Origin of the sequence: Companilactobacillus sp. (genome assembly GCF_022484265.1) — a bacterium.
Lineage (GTDB): Bacteria > Bacillota > Bacilli > Lactobacillales > Lactobacillaceae > Companilactobacillus.
Genome location: NZ_JAKVLR010000001.1, coordinates 958,529 through 977,379, shown reverse-complemented (window position 1 = coordinate 977,379; position 18,851 = coordinate 958,529). Strand labels below are relative to the sequence as shown.

The 18,851-nt window shown below is 37.5% G+C and carries 20 protein-coding genes; 16 read left to right on the top strand and 4 right to left on the bottom strand.

What is annotated here, in order from left to right:
• Positions 1–37: 37 nt before the first annotated feature.
• Together LKF16_RS04895 and LKF16_RS04890 are read left to right on the top strand one after the other, a co-directional pair.
• Positions 38–808: an ABC transporter ATP-binding protein gene (locus LKF16_RS04895; RefSeq protein WP_434735158.1), complete on the top strand. Its 771-nt coding sequence runs from the start codon at positions 38–40 to the stop codon at positions 806–808.
• Positions 789–2,795: a hypothetical protein gene (locus LKF16_RS04890; RefSeq protein WP_291469181.1), complete on the top strand. Its 2,007-nt coding sequence runs from the start codon at positions 789–791 to the stop codon at positions 2,793–2,795. The genes LKF16_RS04895 and LKF16_RS04890 overlap by 20 nt, the downstream gene beginning before the upstream one ends.
• On the opposite strand, the gene LKF16_RS04885 is transcribed toward LKF16_RS04890, so the two are convergent.
• Positions 2,792–3,244: a hypothetical protein gene (locus LKF16_RS04885; RefSeq protein WP_291469179.1), complete on the bottom strand. Its 453-nt coding sequence runs from the start codon at positions 3,242–3,244 to the stop codon at positions 2,792–2,794. The two genes, LKF16_RS04890 and LKF16_RS04885, sit on opposite strands and share 4 nt — an antisense overlap.
• Positions 3,245–3,283: 39 nt before the next feature.
• On the opposite strand from LKF16_RS04885, the gene LKF16_RS04880 reads away from it, so the two are divergent.
• From LKF16_RS04880 to LKF16_RS04845, 8 genes are all read left to right on the top strand, one after another.
• Positions 3,284–4,015 carry an MBL fold metallo-hydrolase gene (locus LKF16_RS04880; protein ID WP_291469178.1) on the top strand — a complete coding sequence of 244 codons (732 nt, stop codon included), beginning with the start codon at positions 3,284–3,286 and terminating at the stop codon, positions 4,013–4,015.
• Positions 4,016–4,276: 261 nt separating this feature from the next.
• The gene (gene spxA, locus LKF16_RS04875) at positions 4,277–4,675 is read left to right on the top strand and encodes a transcriptional regulator SpxA (protein ID WP_291469177.1); all 399 of its coding nucleotides are present in this window, start codon (positions 4,277–4,279) and stop codon (positions 4,673–4,675) included.
• A gap of 126 nt (positions 4,676–4,801) precedes the next feature.
• Complete coding sequence (locus LKF16_RS04870; RefSeq protein ID WP_291469403.1) at positions 4,802–5,476, top strand: adaptor protein MecA; 675 nt, start codon at positions 4,802–4,804, stop codon at positions 5,474–5,476.
• A gap of 755 nt (positions 5,477–6,231) precedes the next feature.
• Entirely contained in the window at positions 6,232–7,074 is an 843-nt protein-coding gene (locus LKF16_RS04865; protein ID WP_291469176.1) for a MetQ/NlpA family ABC transporter substrate-binding protein, read from the top strand.
• 44 nt (positions 7,075–7,118) lie between these two features.
• Positions 7,119–7,592: an S-ribosylhomocysteine lyase gene (locus LKF16_RS04860; RefSeq protein WP_291469175.1), complete on the top strand. Its 474-nt coding sequence runs from the start codon at positions 7,119–7,121 to the stop codon at positions 7,590–7,592.
• Positions 7,593–7,622: 30 nt separating this feature from the next.
• On the top strand, positions 7,623–8,396 hold the full coding sequence (locus LKF16_RS04855; protein WP_291469174.1) for an SDR family NAD(P)-dependent oxidoreductase: 774 nt from the start codon (positions 7,623–7,625) through the stop codon (positions 8,394–8,396).
• Between the two features lie 87 nt (positions 8,397–8,483).
• A complete protein-coding gene (locus tag LKF16_RS04850) occupies positions 8,484–9,155 on the top strand; it encodes a competence protein CoiA (RefSeq protein WP_291469173.1) in 672 nt (223 codons plus the stop codon).
• Complete coding sequence (locus LKF16_RS04845; RefSeq protein ID WP_291469171.1) at positions 9,152–9,340, top strand: hypothetical protein; 189 nt, start codon at positions 9,152–9,154, stop codon at positions 9,338–9,340. The genes LKF16_RS04850 and LKF16_RS04845 overlap by 4 nt, the downstream gene beginning before the upstream one ends.
• 8 nt (positions 9,341–9,348) lie before the next feature.
• Here the strand turns inward: LKF16_RS04845 and LKF16_RS04840 are convergent, their stop codons facing one another.
• The gene (locus tag LKF16_RS04840; protein ID WP_291469170.1) at positions 9,349–10,011 is read right to left on the bottom strand and encodes a DsbA family protein; all 663 of its coding nucleotides are present in this window, start codon (positions 10,009–10,011) and stop codon (positions 9,349–9,351) included.
• Positions 10,012–10,154: 143 nt separating this feature from the next.
• On the opposite strand from LKF16_RS04840, the gene LKF16_RS04835 reads away from it, so the two are divergent.
• The 5 genes from LKF16_RS04835 to LKF16_RS04815 all read left to right on the top strand — a co-directional run bounded on the left by LKF16_RS04835 (position 10,155) and on the right by LKF16_RS04815 (position 15,790).
• A complete protein-coding gene (locus LKF16_RS04835; RefSeq protein ID WP_291469168.1) occupies positions 10,155–10,811 on the top strand; it encodes a GTP pyrophosphokinase in 657 nt (218 codons plus the stop codon).
• The gene (locus LKF16_RS04830; RefSeq protein WP_291469166.1) at positions 10,808–11,617 is read left to right on the top strand and encodes an NAD kinase; all 810 of its coding nucleotides are present in this window, start codon (positions 10,808–10,810) and stop codon (positions 11,615–11,617) included. Before LKF16_RS04835 ends, LKF16_RS04830 begins: the two co-directional genes overlap by 4 nt.
• On the top strand, positions 11,607–12,512 hold the full coding sequence (locus LKF16_RS04825) for an RluA family pseudouridine synthase (RefSeq protein WP_291469165.1): 906 nt from the start codon (positions 11,607–11,609) through the stop codon (positions 12,510–12,512). The genes LKF16_RS04830 and LKF16_RS04825 overlap by 11 nt, the downstream gene beginning before the upstream one ends.
• Positions 12,513–12,517: 5 nt before the next feature.
• Positions 12,518–13,891, top strand: coding sequence for a magnesium transporter (mgtE, locus tag LKF16_RS04820; RefSeq protein WP_291469163.1), 1,374 nt, complete (start codon positions 12,518–12,520; stop codon positions 13,889–13,891).
• A gap of 204 nt (positions 13,892–14,095) precedes the next feature.
• Positions 14,096–15,790 carry a DUF4091 domain-containing protein gene (locus LKF16_RS04815; RefSeq protein WP_291469161.1) on the top strand — a complete coding sequence of 565 codons (1,695 nt, stop codon included), beginning with the start codon at positions 14,096–14,098 and terminating at the stop codon, positions 15,788–15,790.
• Between the two features lie 64 nt (positions 15,791–15,854).
• On the opposite strand, the gene LKF16_RS13070 is transcribed toward LKF16_RS04815, so the two are convergent.
• Together LKF16_RS13070 and LKF16_RS04810 are read right to left on the bottom strand one after the other, a co-directional pair.
• Positions 15,855–16,229, bottom strand: a complete 375-nt coding sequence (locus LKF16_RS13070) for a GNAT family N-acetyltransferase (RefSeq protein WP_363305302.1) — start codon at positions 16,227–16,229, stop codon at positions 15,855–15,857.
• A gap of 64 nt (positions 16,230–16,293) precedes the next feature.
• A complete protein-coding gene (locus tag LKF16_RS04810; protein ID WP_291469159.1) occupies positions 16,294–17,334 on the bottom strand; it encodes an ABC transporter ATP-binding protein in 1,041 nt (346 codons plus the stop codon).
• A gap of 105 nt (positions 17,335–17,439) precedes the next feature.
• Here LKF16_RS04810 and LKF16_RS04805 point away from each other — a divergent pair, with 105 nt between their 5' ends.
• On the top strand, positions 17,440–18,699 hold the full coding sequence (locus tag LKF16_RS04805; RefSeq protein WP_291469157.1) for an ABC transporter substrate-binding protein: 1,260 nt from the start codon (positions 17,440–17,442) through the stop codon (positions 18,697–18,699).
• The last annotated feature ends 152 nt before the right edge of the window (positions 18,700–18,851 follow it).

The following is an 18,851-nucleotide window of genomic DNA, read 5'->3' as shown; positions in this document are numbered from 1 at the left end:
ATGATACCAATAATTAAATATTAATGGAGATATTGTCTTGCAAATAATCGTGAAAAACATTGCCAAAGACTTTGGAAAAAAGCGAAACGCTGTTCATGCCATCAAAGATATCGACTTGCAAGTTGAGCAAGGTGAATTTTTGGGGATCATGGGACCATCTGGTGCGGGGAAAACCACCTTATTAGATATTATTTCAAGTAACGAGCGACCAGACCATGGTCAAGTTATTATTGATGGGATTGACATGACGCAAGAACATGATCGAGTGCTGGCCAAATATCGTCGCAATAAAATGGGCTTTATTTATCAAAGTTTTGAATTGTTAGATTCATTAAACGTTAAAGAAAATATCATTTTGCCGTTAGTGCTGAATCACGCTTCGAAAAAATTGATCGACCAACGTTTCAAACATTTGAACACTTTATTGAATATCTCAGATTTGAGCGAACGTGGCATTGATGACTTGTCTTTAGGTCAGCGTCAACTAATTGCTGCAGCTAGAGCTCTGATCAATAATCCAGAGATCTTGTTTGCGGATGAACCAACGGGGAGCTTGGATTCTAAGTCGGCTACGATCTTATTGAATTACATGCAGTTGATCAATAAGAAGGAAAATACAACTATCCTAATGGCGACTCATGATGCTTTTACAGCTAGTTATTGCAAACGGGTAGTCTTTATCAAAGACGGTTCGATTTTTTCAGAGATCGTTAATTCTGGCAATCGCAACGACTTCTTTGAACAGATCATTAATATGCAACGGACGATCGGGGGTGGTAGCTATTTCAATGTACCTGAAAATAATTAGACGTGGTCTCTACAATTTACGCGACAGCTACTTGATCTATATCCTCTCATCCAGTTTTGCTGTGGCTGTCTTAACACTGTTGACTACCTTGATCCAAGATCCGCTATTACAGACAGTCCATTACTGGGACCAAACTTTGCAGTCGATCATGTACGCAATGGTTTTCGTCTTCGCGTTCTTCACGTTTATCTACATGATCTACGTGGGTGGTTTCTTCGTTAAGCAACAGCAACAGGAATTTCTGACCTATCGAAAACTTGGCATGTCGCGGTTCGTCATCAGCGTTATCGGCTTTGGCAAAACTTTTGTGATCCAAATTTTTGCCTGGATCGTGGGAATGATCGTCGCGGTCGTTTTGCAAAAATTTATCGGAATGCTACTAGTTTATTTGATGCGGATCAAATTGAACTTTGAATTTTTCTTTACTTGGGACATTGCTTGGCTGATCTTGCGCGTTGGTATCTATTCGACGTTATTTCTAAGTTTAGTCAACGGGGTCAGGTCATACTACATGGTCCGGACTTCTAAAAATCATCGCAAGCTCCACTTGAATTGGTTCGTCAAATCGGTACTCGGCATTTTGGGAGTTTTGATGTTCCTTTCTGGACTAGGTTTAACGATCTCGCTGTTTCAGTCCTTTACCGATACTGCTAAGATCGATAACGCCTTGATTCGAGCCTTTATCATTGGCGTGCTGTATTTCTTTGGGACTTATTTCATCTATCTCGGATTCTTGCCGCTAGTTTTAGACATTTGCGACCGATTGAAGATTTTTTCATATCGTGGCATCAATTTATTTTCATTCAAATACTTACGGGCTAGGTTGATCAAAAACACTTCAATCGTCTGGTTCGTGACTGAATTATCAGCTTTGGCAATCGCATTACTAGTTTATTGTTACGCCGGTTATCAAGTGGTTTACCAAAATTTTGTCGGTGCATATCCATTTGAACTAGCTTCGATCAAACAAAATGCTCCAGCTATTCAAAAAGAACTTGCTAGTAAAAATGTGAATGTCAAAATGGAATATCATTCGGATATCAAACGAACAGTTGCCTATACGTTCGACTATGGTAATGCTCGTTATGAACCAAAACTAATTTCTTTTATGTCATATTCAGATTACACAAAATTGCCGGATCGGATCAAAGACCATAATCCGACTATCACTTCGAACGAATTTTTGGAATTAAAGTACGACATGCAATCGTTGACGCCAGGATATCGCTCAACGAAATATCCAGTCAGGATCAAAGATTCGCAGCCAATTAAAGATCGCAAGGTTGGCTCGTTTTTCCCATATGGAACTGGGATGTTCTCGGGATTCATGATGATCGTACCGGATAATTACTTCAAAACTATCAAGAGCGAGTCTAGCGATACTTTTTATGGCTGGGATGTCAAAGGCTCGGATAAGCTGTCGAAGAATTTTATTAAACAATTGGACAAAAAAAAGAATCACTACTTGTTGAATGTACACGTAGGATCCTCTTTGGATGATTCTTATTTAACTAAACAGGCAGCCGTGCCACTGAACCAGCTGAAGGTAAATGATTATTTGCAGGCTGGCTATCTTCGCCAGGCGGATGCTAAAAGTATTATGCGTAAAGCGACTGGATTGTTTTTATTCTTAGTCTCGATCTTCAGTGTGGCACTATTGATTGCACTGGGAAGTTTATTGACGCTAAAAGTGCTATTGCGTGACGATTATGAATGGCGTCAATTAAAGACTTTGAAAAAAATCGGGATGACGAATCAAGAATTAAAACAAATCGTTAAACGGGAAACTAAATTTTTATTTGCGATCCCTATGACCTTTGCTTTAATCCAGTCGTTTCTAGTCGTGGGCGTGGCCAATCTTTCCGTCAACCAACCAACATTTATTCCATTCTTATTGATTGGGATAGCTTATCTCGTCTTATACGGACTAGTCGGCTTTTTGACGTATATCTTGTCTTGGCGTGGCGTCCGGCAAAAGATCAATTAGTCTACTTGATAAGCCTTGGTATAAAAGCCAAATGGTTCTTTGGACGCGCCTTGCAGACCATCTTTGATTTCCTTATAAATCAAATCTTTCCAATCATTTAGATCAGCTTCAGTCTTGAAAGTATTGATCAACAAATATTGAGTGTGATCTTCATTGTTTTGGAAAACAGTTGGTTCGTGATTATTTTCGACAAATTCGGAAAATTTGTAGTACACTTTATCTTCAAAGATAGCGATTTGCTCGTTATTGAGTTTTATGTACACTAGTAAATAGAGACTGTTTGAAGAATCAAATTCACCTCTTAGGGAACGATAGTCACCAGAAGTGGTTAATTCTTTTATTAAAAGATGGTCTCCACTATTATCGAATAAGGGTTTTAATAAGGTATCAGCAGAAGTTAGCTGATTTTTTAAAAAATTATCTGTGCCTAGCTTTAATGATATGTTCATAATTATTGGAATCCTTTCTAAAAAATTTGGAGGGTTTATATGTTAATTACAGTACTTGGTTATTACGGTGGTTATCCGTACAAGGGACATGGTACATCTGGTTATTTATTGCAAGATGAAGGCCAAAATATTTTGATCGACTGCGGAAGCGGCGTTTTGAATGAATTATCAAATTACATTGACCCACTACAACTAGATGCCGTAGTCCTTTCGCACTACCACCATGACCATACAGCAGATTTAGGCGTCTTGCAATACAACTGGCAACTGGACCCACAAAATCGCAAGCATGAGGTATTACCTATTTATGGTCATACTCAAGATTTTGTAAACTTCGCTCAATTAACAATGGACGGAGTTAGCCAGGGCATTGCTTACAATGATTATGAAACTAGTGAAATTGGGCCATTTAAGTTCGAATTTTTACGTACGATCCATCCAGTTCCTGCCTATGCAATGAAGATCACTAAGGACGATAAATCAATTGTCTATACATCAGATACTGCTTATTTTGATGGGTTGATCGATTTTGCAAAGGGCAGCGACTTGTTAATAACCGATACTAACTTCGCTGAAGACAAAACTGGCAAAATTTGGCATATGACTACGAAACAATCTGGTAAATTGGCAAAAGATGCCGGCGTAAAGAGATTAATGATCAGTCATCTTCCTCAAAAGATAGATGTAGATACTATGTTAAAACAGTCACAGAATTATGCAGGAAATGTTCCAACAATTAATGCATTTACTGGACTCGAAGTGGAAGTCTAGACACCACAACATCTATAAGTTTTAAATTAGACTATCATTAATTATTTCTTATTTATTAAATAAAAATTTGATTATGTTAGATTGTGAACTATGTGTTTAATACTGATTATTAGCGGATTAGTGTTTCACAATTATTAACTATGAGAACGAATATTCGCTATTTATATTTCAAATAGTGTAGATTTTATAAATTCTTTGAGCTACAATATATTGTGTTAAGGAATTACCTTGGCACATATTAGTGAAAAAGGAGAGATTATTATGGTAACTATTTACACATCTCCAAGTTGCACTTCATGCCGTAAAGCAAAAGCTTGGCTTGAAAAGCACGACATTCCCTACAAAGAAAGAAATATTTACTCCGAACCATTAAATAAAGAAGAAATCAAACAAGTATTACAAATGACTGAAGACGGGACAGAAGAAATTATTTCTACTCGTTCAAAGGCATTCCAAAACTTAAAGACAAACTTGGAAGATCTTACGATCGACCAACTATTAACATTGGTACAAGAAAATCCTGGTCTCTTGAAACGTCCAATCATCATGGATGACAAACGTCTCCAAGTTGGTTTCAACGAAGACGAAATCAGAAGATTCTTGCCAAGAAGCGTTCGGACAATGGAGCTTCAAAAAGCTCAACTCATGGCAGGTCTTTAATAACTGACATAAATATGAAGAGTCTAATCTTTGAATTAGGCTCTTCATTTTGTTTTTCAAGAGTTCTTTGCTTTACAAGAAACTGAAGACTGTTAAAATGTAGATACAAGAATTGAGGTGACTATGATGGAAATGGATCATATTAATGAAAATACGATCAGAGTCATTCTTAGTACGCAGGATTTGCAGGATCGTGGAGTAACTGTATTAGATTTATTAGGTAATAAGAAACAAATTGAATCATTTTTCTATAGCATTTTAGATGAAGTTGATAAGAATCATACTTTTTCTAATAATGAACCGGTTACTTTCCAAATCATGCCCAACAAGGCTGGTTTAGAATTGCTTATCAGTAAAACAAATGATGAAGATGTTGACGGTTCATTGCCATTGGACAATGAGCAAGTTGGTGCTAATGACGAGCAAATCGCTCCAATTGGTTCTAACGAGCTTGGTCATGAAGAGTACGACGCAGACACTGCGCCTTATTTGAATGATCCAGATACCCCAACAAAGACCATTATTGTGGAATTCAAGAACTTCGAGGACTACATTCAATTGGCGAAGATCCTTCGCTTAGAGAGTGGAATTTCTAACTTATGGGAATATAAGGGTTCATACTATCTCCAACTGGTATTGTTTACTGACGAGATGCATGATATGACTTACAACGATGTCTTAGCGCTATTGAGTGAATATAGCTATCGGACAAAAGTTACTGCTGCAGTATTATCCGAATACGGAAAAGAATTAATGAGCAAGACTGCTCTTGAATTGACTAGATACTATTTTAAAGATTAATGAGAAAACCACTAATTTGTATTTTCAAATTAGTGGTTTTTTGTTTTCTGGATCAAAATTTCGTGATATTGTGAGTGTGTTATAAATCAATAAATACGCATAATAACAATTTTTTTGAAACGTAAAATTGCCATTGATATCAGTGTTTGATCAGTTTCATGAAAACTTTTTTCAGAAAATCCATTGACAAAAATAAACGTCGGTACTATCTTATTCATATCAATTAAAGCAAATCTAATTTCATTAGACGTTGAAGAGAAGAGTAGAATTATTAAGTAATTAGAAGCGACCGTTAGACAGTGAAAGGACGGAATGAACGATAATTTGAACATGAGCTTGGAGTCTTACTGAGGTGAAAGCCAAAGGTACGCAAGGATGCGATATCATCCCGGACATGTAAGTGTCGTTGAGGTATTTTGTGCAAGCAAAATATGAATTAGGGTGGTACCACGTTGAGTCGTCCCTATTCAGGAATAAAAAAATCGTCCTGAATAGGGACGATTTTTTTATTTCGCCATCGTTTTGCGGCTTTGCCGCTTAGCGATGGTTGCGCGAACGACCGAATGGGAGTCCGCGATTCCTTTTTAAAAAAAACTTGAGTCAAATTCATAAACAAAATAAACCAGACTGAACCAAAGTGAACCGACCAACCAAAATAACTAAAAAAGACCAAAGAAGGCGATTCCATGTATCTACAAAGAAATTATTTAAGACCAACTTGAATAAGGGGTCTTAAATAAATTAGGAGGGTAACGATGAGAAAATATAGAAAGGTATTAGTTGGTATATTAGCCAGCCTGTTGTTAGTAGTTTTAGCAGGATGTGGAAATAAGAGCGCCGATGGTCCAATCACTGTCGGCTCCCAAGGCTCAGATCTTCAGATCTGGGAACACATTGCTAAAAGCAAACAAGCAAAAGATGCCGGATTAAAGATCCAAGTCAAAGAAATCACTGATGGAACACAGTTAAACAAAGCTACTACTGAGGGCCAAGTTGATGTAAATGCCTTTCAATCATGGGCGTATTACCAAGCATATAACCGCGAAAATCCAAATGGTAAATTAGCAGCACTGGGGACAACTTATTTGGAACCAATGGGAATCTATTCTAAGAAATTCAAGAAGTTGGATGAGATAAAAGATGGATCAACTATTGCCATCGCTAATAATCCTGCTAATACTTCCAGAGGATTGGAATTATTACAAACAGCTGGATTGATCAAGTTGAAAAAGAATTTTTCAGCATTAGGCGATACTAAAGATATCACTAGCAATCCTAAGCATTTGAAGTTTAAGGAGATCGACGATACTACTGGACCACGTGTTTTAAATGATGTCGATGTCGTCTTGATCTCAAACACAGTTGCACTTGATGGTGGCTTGCACGTATTGACAGATTCACTGTTCCACGAAAAACTGGATCAAAGTACCAAAGACAATGTCAATATTCTAGCAACGGCCGCTAAAAACAAGAACAACAAGAATTACAAGAAGTTGGTCAAGCTTTACCACAACAAAGATATTCAAGCTTGGATCAAGAAAAAGTATTACGGAACCAAAATAGAAGTTAATAAACCATTATCATATTTTGATAATTAGGCTAATATTATAGATGTATCAAAAAGAAGAGGAGATTTTAAATTATGGCAAAAGTTGAAAGTTTTACATTGGATCATACAAAGGTTAAGGCACCTTATGTACGTTTGATCACTGAAGAACATGGTGAAAAAGGCGACGTTATTTCAAACTACGATTTACGTCTAGTTCAACCTAACGAAAATGCTATTCCTACCGCAGGATTACACACAATCGAACATTTGTTAGCAGGACTATTAAGAGACCGTCTAACAGGCGTTATCGACTGTTCACCATTCGGCTGTCGTACAGGTTTCCACTTGATCACATGGGGCGAACACTCCACTACAGAAGTTGCTGAAGCTTTGAAGGGTGCACTTGACGATATTGCAAACAAGATCGAATGGAAAGACGTTCAAGGAACAGACAAGTATAGCTGTGGTAACTATCGTGACCACTCATTATTCTCAGCTAAAGAATGGTCAAAGAAGATTCTTGAAGAAGGAATCAGCAACGATCCTTACGAACGCCACGTGATCTAATTTTTTAATTAGAGAAGAGGTAAGAAATATATGACATTTCCAGAATTGCAGGACAAAATTGTTTTCGTAACCGGAGCTCATCAAGGTATTGGCGAAGCAGTTGCTAATACCTTTATCAATGAAGGGTCGATCGTGATTGAAGCTGACTTAGCCTTTGAAAATAAAGACCTCGTCAAAGTGACCGATCATTTGTATCAGATCCACGTTGATGTTGCTAATGAGGAATCAGTGCAGCGTGTCGCAACAGATTTGCACGAAGCCGGATTGATTCCTAATGTTTTGGCACATGTGGCTGGTATCTCAACTATGGACTACTTAGTCGATAGCAAGACCAGCGACTTCGATAAAACCATTGCAGTAAATACTCGCGGAACTTATTTGATTGCTAAAAACATCGTCAATTTGATGTTGATGAATAATCAACCAGGTAAAGTAATTTTTATGGCTTCTCAAGCTGGTAAAAATGGTTATCGGGCAATGGCAGCATATTCAGCTTCAAAGCATGCTGTTTTAGGATTGACGAAAACTTTGGCAATCGAAGTTGCTGGCAAGCACATTAATGTTAATGCGGTTTGTCCAGGTATTATCGAAACTGCCATGAAGCATCGTGAGAGAAAAGATGGTGCTAAGATCAGAGGGCTTGAACCTGACGATATTGAAAAAGAAGACAATAGCCAAGTCCCATTAGGGAGAACTGGTAGGCCTCAAGATGTTGCAAATGTGGTATTATTTCTTGCTAGTCCGTTATCGGATTACATGACCGGTCAAGCAATCAATGTGACCGGCGGAATGACGATGAATTAGTCGTTATATGGTAACTAAAAAGGGAGTTCGGAAATTATCCGAGCTCCCTTTGATTTTTTCACGTAATCTCTATAGAGGTGATGTGAAATGTATGCTGCATTAAATGAAAAACAGCAATTGATCAATGCAATACAATGTAAAAATGAAGGTAAATATTTTTGTCCAAGGTGTCAAATGCCAGTTAAATTGACCATCAATGAAGGTACGCCATTTTTTCGACATGAAAATACCCATTTTAACGAAACTAATGAGCGCGATATTCATAAACACGGAAAAGATATCTTGGTCAAAGGATTGTCGAAAGCCTACGGTCGGCCAATCAAATCTGAAGTGTTTTTAAGCAAACTCGAACAGCGACCGGATATTATGGTCAATAAACAAACCGTGATCGAATACCAGTGCGCCAAAATTGATCTCCGAAAATTATCTCAACGAGTCATGAGTTATTACCATGCTGGAATCGACAATTACTGGATCTTGGGTGGAGATTATTTAGACGATAAGTTGACTAAACAGCATTTGAAATTTATCAACCATAAGCCGGAATGGGGCTTTTATATTTTAATGCTAGACTCGATCAAACAGAAATTCACGTTGTTTTATGAAATCAGATTTGTCGGACCATTTAATAAAATCGCTTATCGCAAAAAGAGTTTTAATAGTTGCAATTTGCGCTATCTGTTAAACTTTAAGCCAAAATTTACTAGCTTAAAAACATCAAATTCACGGAGTTTCATGCCAACAGGATCCAAAAGTTGAACAGCAAGATTGTTGATCGATTCAAGATGGCTTTTTTCCAAAAAAATAGTTTGCCAGTCGAAAAATATTTGCTCGACCAGGAATTTAAGATGCAAAAGCCTATTTATAAAACGCAGCTTTGGATGATCAAAAGTGGTGCTCCTGTACAACGGCTCAAGCAACCATTGCTGAATAAAAAAAGATAATCCAATGATTATCTTCTGAAGTTCTCTATATTAATGATCCTGCTCTGATGTCCATATCCACTTTGAATGTTTTCGTCTGGTTGGGGTATGGTTCTTTCAAGCATTGCGGTCAAGTTATCATTGATCGTATCTTCTGAAGTATCGCTTCCAAATCGATTGATCATTAGTCCTGGTTGTTGCGGGTTGTCGTCATCGAAGACAACGACAGTTGGGGCTTTTTCAATTTTCATTTCACAAGTCAATTCTTGATCTTTCTTGACGGCTTTTTTGACAGCTTCGCTGTTCTTTTCCGTAATGATTGCCTTGAAATCTAGACCGCTTTTATCAACGGCTAGTTTGATCGTTTCCTCGTTAAATGGTTTATCCAAGACGTTGACTTCATTTTGGATATTCATTAAGAAATTTCTTGCCTTTTTATTCCCCTGACAGGCGGCAGCCTTATATAGCAGGGCTGCTTCGTAAATATTTTCCGTAACTTCGTTTCTTTTCTCTAAGTCGGCTGGTTTAAAACCTTTCATCAACATATAATCAGTGATGGTAGCCATATTGAAGGTAGTCACGAAGTGGTACTGCGTATCGATATTATTTTTTCTAGTGAAGTCGATAATTGAACGCTCGACTTTCAAGCAGTACGAACATAAGGGATTAATATACAAAAAAACTTCCCACATAATATTCCCTCCATCTCTTTAGCAAAATCATTCTAACAGCAATCAGAAAAAAGGTAAAACAAACTGCTTTATTTACATAAAAATAATTTTAGATGAATATTAATGGAGAGTAAGCTATATTTAAATAGTAAAGAGGGGTCATAATGTCAGATATTAAATGGAATGAATTTTTAATTCCGTACACACAAGCAGTTGATGAACTCAAACTCAAATTTAGAAATGCTAGAAAAGAATTTTTGGAAAAGAACAATCATTCTCCAATCGAATTCGTTACTGGTCGAGTTAAGACTGTTCCAAGCATTAAAGAGAAGATGAAACGTCGATATATTTCTGAAGATTTATTGGAACAAGATATGCAAGATATTGCAGGTATTAGGATCCAGTGCCAATTTGTTGAAGATATTTATGACGTAGCCAAACTATTACATCAAAGAGAAGATATGCGAGTGATCGAAGAACGTGACTACATTGCCAATAGTAAATCTAGTGGTTACCGTTCCTACCACGTGGTAGTTGAATATCCAATTCAACTAGCGACTGGCCAAAAGAAAATTTTAGCTGAAATTCAAATTAGAACTTTAGCTATGAATTTCTGGTCCACCATCGAACATTCACTAAACTACAAATATAAGGGCGATTTCCCTGAAGAAATCAACGAACGATTGAAGCGTGCCGCCGAAGCTTCATTTTTATTGGATGAAGAAATGTCGAAGATTCGTGAAGAAATTCAGGATGCCCAGCAATACTTTACAGATAATAAGCGCGATTCAAATAACACGACGAGGTCGACGAAGAAATGAAATTCTGGGTAAATAATAATGGAAAACAAGAATCAGTCGAAGCGGCTGATACGATTCGCCGCGAACTGATCGAACATGATTTTGAGTTAGATCAAAACAGTCCGGCACTAGTGATCAGTGTCGGAGGGGATGGTACTCTGATCAGTACTTTTCACTCATACATCAATCAATTGGATAAAGTAAAGTTTGTCGCATTGCACACTGGTCATCTTGGTTTTTATTCTGACTGGACTGATGACGAAATTGAAGAGTTGATTCAACGGATCGTTGAACATGGTTCGGATATTCCATCGACGACTTATCCATTGGTCGAGGTGGATATTGAAGCAAAAGATGGCTCGACGCAGCACGGAATCGCCATCAATGAAGCTACTGTTCGTAGATTGTCTGCCTTAACTTTGAAGACACGGGTCGATATTGACAGCGAATATTTTGAGAGCTTTCGTGGCGATGGCCTCTGTTTTGCTACTCCAACTGGATCAACGGCCTATTCAAAAGGTATTGGTGGCGCCTTGATCCATCCGAAAGTAAATGTTTTTCAAATGGTCGAGATGGCTTCGATCAACAATCGAGTTTATCGGACAATCTCATCGCCTTTGATCATTCCGGAAAATCAAGTCGTTCATTTGTATCCTCAAGATGCTGAAGATTACGTCATCAACTTTGACGGTACTGTGGTCGAATTAAAGAATACAGAATGCATCAAGATTCAATTAAGCAAGCAACGTGCTCAATTTGCTCAATATCGTCACCGCCATTTCTGGACTCGTGTGGAAACGGCATTCTTAGGTCAAAATGACGAGTAGACGCTATTTAAAATATCGAGTTACTGAGACCGATAAGAAAGTTATTCGCAAATTTTTAGTCCACAAGAAGTTTTCTTCAAGCCAGCTCCACAACTTGAAAAATAAAGGTGGACTAATTTTTGTTAATCATCGCCAACGACATTTTAACTATCAAATGAAAACTGGGGACGAGATCTTGATCGTCATGAGTGTCGAGACACCGTCAGACTTGATTAAGCCCATGCCGGGACAAGTTGATGTGATTTATGAGGATAAGTATTTTTTGGTGATCAATAAACCACCAGGGATCGCATCTTTGCCTGCAAAGGCATTAACTAGCAAGACCATGGCGAATATCGTAAAATATTATTTGGAGCAAAATGGTGAGAACGGGACGATCCATTTAGTGACGAGATTGGATCGCGATACTTCCGGATTAATGGTTTTTGCCAAGAATTCATATGCCCATTCGATGCTTGATCAGATCTTGCATTCGGACCATTTTCAAAAATATTATTTAGCAATTATTTACGGGCATATGGAGCCAGAATCAGGCTTGATCGACTTACCGATTGGGATCGATCAATCCGCTTTTTACTTGCGGACCATTGACCATGATAACGGAAAACCATCTAAAACGATTTACAAAACTGTTGAGCGTTTTTCGCGTGGTAGTTTATTGAAATTGAAGTTATTGACTGGTCGGACGCATCAAATCAGAGTCCATCTTAAAGCGAGCGGCCATCCAATTTTTGGGGATTATATGTACACTAATCAAGAAGAGCCTTTGATCAATCGTCAAGCTCTTCACTGTGCTGAATTAAAGATAGTGCATCCAGTGACCGGAGAACTATTGGACTTGCAGGCACCACTGCCAGAAGACATGACGAGACTTTGCCAGACACTTAGGGGGTGAGTCAAATGGAAGAAGCAGAGAAGAGACTGCATGAGAAATTTCATGTACTAAATACTTTTCTTGACCATGATGACATCGTTAAATTCCGTAAAACGTATTTGGATATGCATTTTTATGACCAAAGTACGTTTTATTTAGGGTTAAAAAAAGAAGATCGGATGAAGCTTTACAAGATCCTATCGCCAAATGAGATGGGCGATATGTTCGATACCATCGAGGATGATCTGCCAGAGATCCCTGAATTTTTAGCGGAGATGAATGTCAAATATGCATCACAAATGTTGAACTACATGTACGACGATAATGCAGCCGACGTGTTGGAACATTTGGATAAAAGCGAGATCGACGCATTTTTAAATGAAATGCCAAAGACTGATGCTAATAATTTACGTGGATTATTGCATTACGACACTGAGACCGCCGGTGGTATTATGACCACTGACTTCGTTAAGTTCAGTCAAGATCTCACTTGTAGCGAAGCTATCAAGGAATTACGTCGGGTAGCTGGAGACGCTGAAACGATTTACTACTTATATATTTTAGATGACAATAAAGACCTTGTCGGCGTTATGTCTTTGCGTGATTTGATCTTGGCTTCTGCCTCGACCAAATTGAGCGAAGTCATGAATGTCGACGTCGTCGCAGTAAATGTTGACGACGAACAAGAAAAAGTCGCTCAAGTCTTTAGAGATTACGAACTACTGGCTGTACCAGTAGTTGATCACTCAAATAAATTAGTCGGTATCATCACGGTTGATGATGTTATTGAAGTTATTGATGACGAAGCCCAACAAGACTATTCAGGACTTGCTGGTGTTGACGTTGATGAATCGATCAATGACAATCCATTTCAAGCAGCCACCAAACGTTTGCCTTGGTTGATCACCTTGCTGCTGCTGAGTATGTTTACTGCAACTTTAGTGAATCACTATGAAGGATTGCTAGCTGAAGCTAGTATTTTAGCGGTATTTATTTCAACTATTACTGGTACTGCCGGTAATGCCGGTACCCAAAGTTTGGCCGTTGCCGTCAGACGTTTAGCAACCGAAGAAATCGACCGTCGCGACTTTTTCAAGTTGCTCGGTAAGGAGTTGCTGACAGGTTTAATGACCGGTATCGTTACTGGAGTATCGATCTTTGTGATTGTAGGATTATGGAAGCACAATTTCGTTCTAGGCCTAGTTATTGGTGTAGCGATGTGTGCTGCCATCACCGTCGCCAACGTTGCTGGTAGTTTTATCCCAATGCTGATGTCTCGACTAGGATTTGATCCGGCCGTGGCCAGTGGACCATTTATTTCCACACTGAGCGATTTGACCAGTGTGCTGATCTACTTCAGTATCGCAGGGATGTTTTTGCAATATTTTGTTGGAAAATGAAAATAGAATAGCCTTTGCAAATTGAATTAATAATTTGCGAAGGCTTTTTTCGTTCTTAATGATTGTTTGTAATTATAAGATTATTGATATAATTGTAAGCGGATAACTTTTTTCAAGTAAAGCTGATGTATTAATGTTCGAATATTCTAATCACTCATTTTTTACAGGAATACTTCAGAAGCCATATCTAGGGGGATAATTATCGTGGAAATATCATTTGTTTCACCAACAGTAAGACAAGAAGGATATCGTCAAATGGTCAACGAAGAATCCTTAAATGTTTTTACTTTGAAAAATGAGAAGTTTGGACTGCAAGTCAGTTTAACTTTGGACGAAGACACTTGGGTAAATTTAAATGATGATCAGTCATTGCCATTCAAAGGATTAGTAAAAAGATGTCGTCTAGCACTTGATGGTGATTTCTTGAATGGAAAACTTTATTTTGAAGATTTGGTCAATGATGATGACAATATTTCCAAAAGAGATTTGATCAGTACAAAAACAGCTCAATTATTGAAAAAGGGGACTCATTTTCTGTGGGCAGATCTGCAATTTGCCACTCCTGGGAAACAGAACTTAACCTTAAAACAATTTGAAAATATTAATTATGATCCAGAAAAATTAGTACAAACTGCCAATCAAGAAATTGAAGTATCAAATGTTCCAACTGCAGATAATCAGAGCTTTTATTTGGATTTATGGCAGCACTTGAGTAGTTTAGCTAGATATTATCAGGTGCCACTGTGGTCTGATGAACATTTTGAATTAATTGAAAATTATCTTGAACCACTTAAAGAGGCTGATCAAAAGGTCTGTGATTTGGTTTTGACAGATTTCCCATGGGCCGGACAAGGATGTTTTGCAGAAGATACTAATCCCAGCAGTCTTTATGAATACAACATTGTTGAAGTTTATCAAACTGACGGAAAAATAAGCTGTGATTTTTCACATCTAGATCGTTATTTAGCGTTGGCTGAGAAGTATCAAATGGATGATGAAATTGACTTATTTGGATTGGTGGGCAACTGGTCTGCCAAAGATTTTGGCAACCCAATAAATGATTACCGCGACCCATTGCGGATTCGTTATTATGACGTTGATCAAAAGCGCTTTGCCTTTATTGAAAGTAAAGCCCAGGTCAAAGAGTATTTAGAATTAGTTTTTAAACACCTTCAAGAACTTGGTATTTGGGACAAAGTACTGGTAATGGCAGATGAACCCAGCGATTTAAAGGTTATGGAGGGATATCAGGCTGTTCTTCAAAGCTGTAGCGAATTGCCGATCAATTATAAATTAGCCATCTTACATGATCGAGTCGTCAAAGAACAGGATCACGTGCTAAAAAATTATTCGTTGATCAGTTCAATTATTTGCGACAATATTCATCAACCGGATTCAATTGTGACGAAATCACTTCCAAATCTTACCTGGTATACTTGCTGCTTCCCCAAAAATTTAAATCAGTTTATCCACAGTCCCTTAATGGAATCCAGACTAGTAGGGCCATTGACGTATTTATTCAACATGAAGGGCTTTTTACGTTGGAATTATTGCTTATGGACCACAGATCCATTTTCTGACGTGACCTATAAAGATTGGAAATGGGCCGCAGGGGACATGTTTTTCGTTTACCCAGGGAAGAATGGCAAGCCTGAATATAGTTTAAGATTTAAACAATTGATTTACGGAATTCAGGATTTTAATTTCTTCAAATATTGTGAAACAAAACTCGGACGAGCTGCTGTAATCGAAACTGTGCAGAAATTAACTGGTAAAATTGATGACGTTAGTTATAACAAGCAGGATGACACGATAAATCTTAAATATCATGACGACTATAATATTCTTTCTCAGATCAAGAAAGAACTGGTCAATAAGATCAAAAACGATTCACTTTAAAATTGTTCAATCTAAAAGACCTCTCTAAGTTGGAATTTCCAACTAGGAGAGGTCTTTTTAGCGCTCAGTTTAGTTCTTTATAAAATAATTGGTGAGGAACTCCGCTGCGGATAAATGTATCACTATTTTCTGGCTGATAGCCAAGTGACGCATAAAAATCTTGGGCAGTGTATCGGGCAACTATTTCTATTCTTTGACACTTTGATCTAAAACATGCTTGTTCAAGCTCAGAAAGCAATTTGTGACCGATCCCATTTCCACGATATGGCTTTGCAATGGCAACTCGTTGGATACGCATCGTATTAGCATCGAGTTTTAATAGTCTCGCTCCGCCGATGCAAAGGTGATTCTTGTTGTAAATTACTAGGTATCGACATTTTTCTTCATCATGAATTTCTGTTGGTAAGTCACCATGTAATTCCTTGACGAAAACTGCAATTCGTAATTTTTTTAAGTCTTGATATGCTCAACTTTGTAAGTCTTCAGTCCAAATTAAGGTTAAATTATTTTGCATGTTCAATTCTCTTTTCGGTTTCAGAATCGAAATAATACAATCTGTCCTTTGGAAAAATCAAGTTCAAAGTTTCGCCGATTTTTGAAGAGAATTCTTTAGTGGTCTGAACTGTCATGCGTACTTCAAATTTTGGATGAAATAGAGTAATGATTTTTTCACTACCTAAGTTTTCAACTAGTTCAATTTTCCAGTCATCGCCAGAAGCCAATTTAATATCTTCGGGACGGATTCCTACAGTAATCGAGCCATTGATTTCTGGATCTAAATATTCGCGGATAAATTTTGAATCGTCATCAGTATTAAAGAAATTCATTTGGACATTGCCAATGAAACATGCTGTGAAAATATTTTGCGGGTCCTCGTACAATTGTTCAGGCTCGCCCATTTGCATAATCTGTCCATCGTTCATTAAAACGACCTTTGTGGACATACTCATGGCTTCTTTTTGGTCGTGAGTGACGTAGACAAATGTCTTTTTTAATTTTAAATACAATTCCATTATTTCTGCTCGGGCTTGATTACGCAATTTTGCGTCAAGATTGGACAATGGCTCATCCATTAAAAATATTTCTGGTTGTCTGATCATGGCTCGAGCTAAAGCAACCCGCTGCATTTGACCACCAGATAGTTCACGAGGGTATCGATCAAGCAAATTATCGATCCCTAGCATTTTTGAAATGTCATGGACTCGTTGATTTAATTCGTTCTTTGGAATTTTTTTCAGGATTAGGTTGATACCAATGTTTTTGAATACGTTCATGTGTGGGTAAAGTGCATAGTCTTGAAAAACCATCGATATGTCACGATCTTTTGGTTCGATTGACTTTACATCCTTGCCATCAAATAAGATGGTTCCTTCATTGATGTCTTCAAGACCAGATATGATTCGTAGCAAGGTTGTTTTGCCGCAACCAGAGGGCCCAACTAAACTTAGAAACTCCCCAGAATCTATTTCCAAATTTAAGTTTTTGAAAATATAGTTTTTATTGTCATACGATTTGCTGATATTTTTTAATTCAATAGTGGTCATGCATCGCCAGTCCTTTTTGTCAAATAATAAATTTCATGCGCTTACATTAATCTAACAATATATTATGATAAAATACAACATGGTATGAAAAGGGGGAGTTAATTAATGTTTGGAAAGTGGATCAAATACGGGGTTTTTGGCCTGATGTTTGTCATTCTTTTATCAGGTTGTTCTAAAAATTCGAAGAATAGTCAAAGCGATTCTAATAGCGAGATTTCTGTCATGGTGCCAGATTGGGGAGCACCTACTCAAAGCATGTTAAATGACTTTGAAAAGGAATCTGGTGTAAAAGTAAACGTACAACCTACTTCTTGGGATGACATCAAGAGTAAAGTATCAATTGCTTCCAATGGTAAGCAAGCACCTGCTGATGTGTTTGAGGTCGATTGGTCATGGGTCGGGGAATTTGAAAAAGCCAATTGGCTTGAAAAGGTTGATGTAAGTAAAGGCGATATTAAAGATATGCCATCACTTTCGACTTTTAAAATCAACGGTAATTATTATGCAGTACCATATTCAAATGATGTGCGTATTTTATATGCGAACAAAAAAATGTTGTCAGATGCTGGAGTTCAGGAAACACCAGACAGTTGGTCAGCAATGGATAAAGATATGAAGGCACTCAAAGATAAAAATGTTGTCAAATATCCGCTCCAATTTCCACTTCGAGCAGAGGAAAAGACGACTACATCCTTCATAACTTATGCATATTTGAGAAATGGTGTAATCTTCAATAAGGATAATAGCTTGAATAAAGCTAGCGCTTTAGACACATTTAAATATATCCAAAATGCCGTTAAATCCGGATATATCGATCCTGATAGTGTTTCAACTGACGGCATGGATACATTCAATGGCTTGAACAAGGGAAAGGGCGCCTTCTTGATTGGTCCTTCTTCATTTACAGTAAGTTCAAATAATAAAAAGGTATCTAAAGTAGTCAACCAAGTTGAACCACTCAAAATACCTTCAAACGACGGATCTTCTCAAAAGACTATTGCCTTTACTGAAGCTGTTGGTATCTCGAAATTCTCTAAAAACAAAAAAGCTGCGGCTAAATTTGTTAAATGGTATTCAACACCAAAAGTTCAAAAACAATTGAATAAGAACTTAAATAATATTCCAACTAGAACTAGTGTCCTCCAACAATTAGTTGATAATAAAACTATTAAGAATGGCTCGATTTTGGTTGATTCAAACAAGATCGTTGCAATGCCATTCCCTAATGGAGTTCCAGACAACTATGCCAAGTTGAGCAGTGCTATTTTCAATACAGTTAACAAGGTTGGTCGTCAAAAGATGACTCCAGAACAGGCAACAAATCATTTAGCAAAAGAAATTAATAAGATTAATAAGGATAAGTAAAGCATCAAAACGTTATCTGATCATGCAATTGTATTGTATGGTCAGGTAACGTTTTTTTGTAGATATGATTAGTGAAAACGCAATTTAACTTTCATAAAATTTATTTCTTTTCTTAATATCTAATAAAAATTTATGCGCTTACATTAATCTGA

Bases quoted from the DNA above. Each gene is read 5' to 3' on its own strand.
- LKF16_RS04850 (WP_291469173.1), top strand. From the start codon at position 8,484: ATGTATGCTGCATTAAATGAAAAACAGCAATTGATCAATGCAATACAA.
- LKF16_RS04825 (WP_291469165.1), top strand. From the start codon at position 11,607: ATGACGAGTAGACGCTATTTAAAATATCGAGTTACTGAGACCGATAAG.
- LKF16_RS04870 (WP_291469403.1), top strand. From the start codon at position 4,802: ATGGAAATGGATCATATTAATGAAAATACGATCAGAGTCATTCTTAGT.
- LKF16_RS04860 (WP_291469175.1), top strand. From the start codon at position 7,119: ATGGCAAAAGTTGAAAGTTTTACATTGGATCATACAAAGGTTAAGGCA.
- LKF16_RS04830 (WP_291469166.1), top strand. From the start codon at position 10,808: ATGAAATTCTGGGTAAATAATAATGGAAAACAAGAATCAGTCGAAGCG.
- LKF16_RS04880 (WP_291469178.1), top strand. From the start codon at position 3,284: ATGTTAATTACAGTACTTGGTTATTACGGTGGTTATCCGTACAAGGGA.
- LKF16_RS04840 (WP_291469170.1), bottom strand. From the start codon at position 10,011: ATGTGGGAAGTTTTTTTGTATATTAATCCCTTATGTTCGTACTGCTTG.
- LKF16_RS04810 (WP_291469159.1), bottom strand. From the start codon at position 17,334: ATGACCACTATTGAATTAAAAAATATCAGCAAATCGTATGACAATAAA.
- LKF16_RS04865 (WP_291469176.1), top strand. From the start codon at position 6,232: ATGAGAAAATATAGAAAGGTATTAGTTGGTATATTAGCCAGCCTGTTG.
- LKF16_RS04890 (WP_291469181.1), top strand. From the start codon at position 789: ATGTACCTGAAAATAATTAGACGTGGTCTCTACAATTTACGCGACAGC.
- LKF16_RS04835 (WP_291469168.1), top strand. From the start codon at position 10,155: ATGTCAGATATTAAATGGAATGAATTTTTAATTCCGTACACACAAGCA.
- LKF16_RS04805 (WP_291469157.1), top strand. From the start codon at position 17,440: ATGTTTGGAAAGTGGATCAAATACGGGGTTTTTGGCCTGATGTTTGTC.
- LKF16_RS04855 (WP_291469174.1), top strand. From the start codon at position 7,623: ATGACATTTCCAGAATTGCAGGACAAAATTGTTTTCGTAACCGGAGCT.
- mgtE (WP_291469163.1), top strand. From the start codon at position 12,518: ATGGAAGAAGCAGAGAAGAGACTGCATGAGAAATTTCATGTACTAAAT.
- spxA (WP_291469177.1), top strand. From the start codon at position 4,277: ATGGTAACTATTTACACATCTCCAAGTTGCACTTCATGCCGTAAAGCA.
- LKF16_RS04885 (WP_291469179.1), bottom strand. From the start codon at position 3,244: ATGAACATATCATTAAAGCTAGGCACAGATAATTTTTTAAAAAATCAG.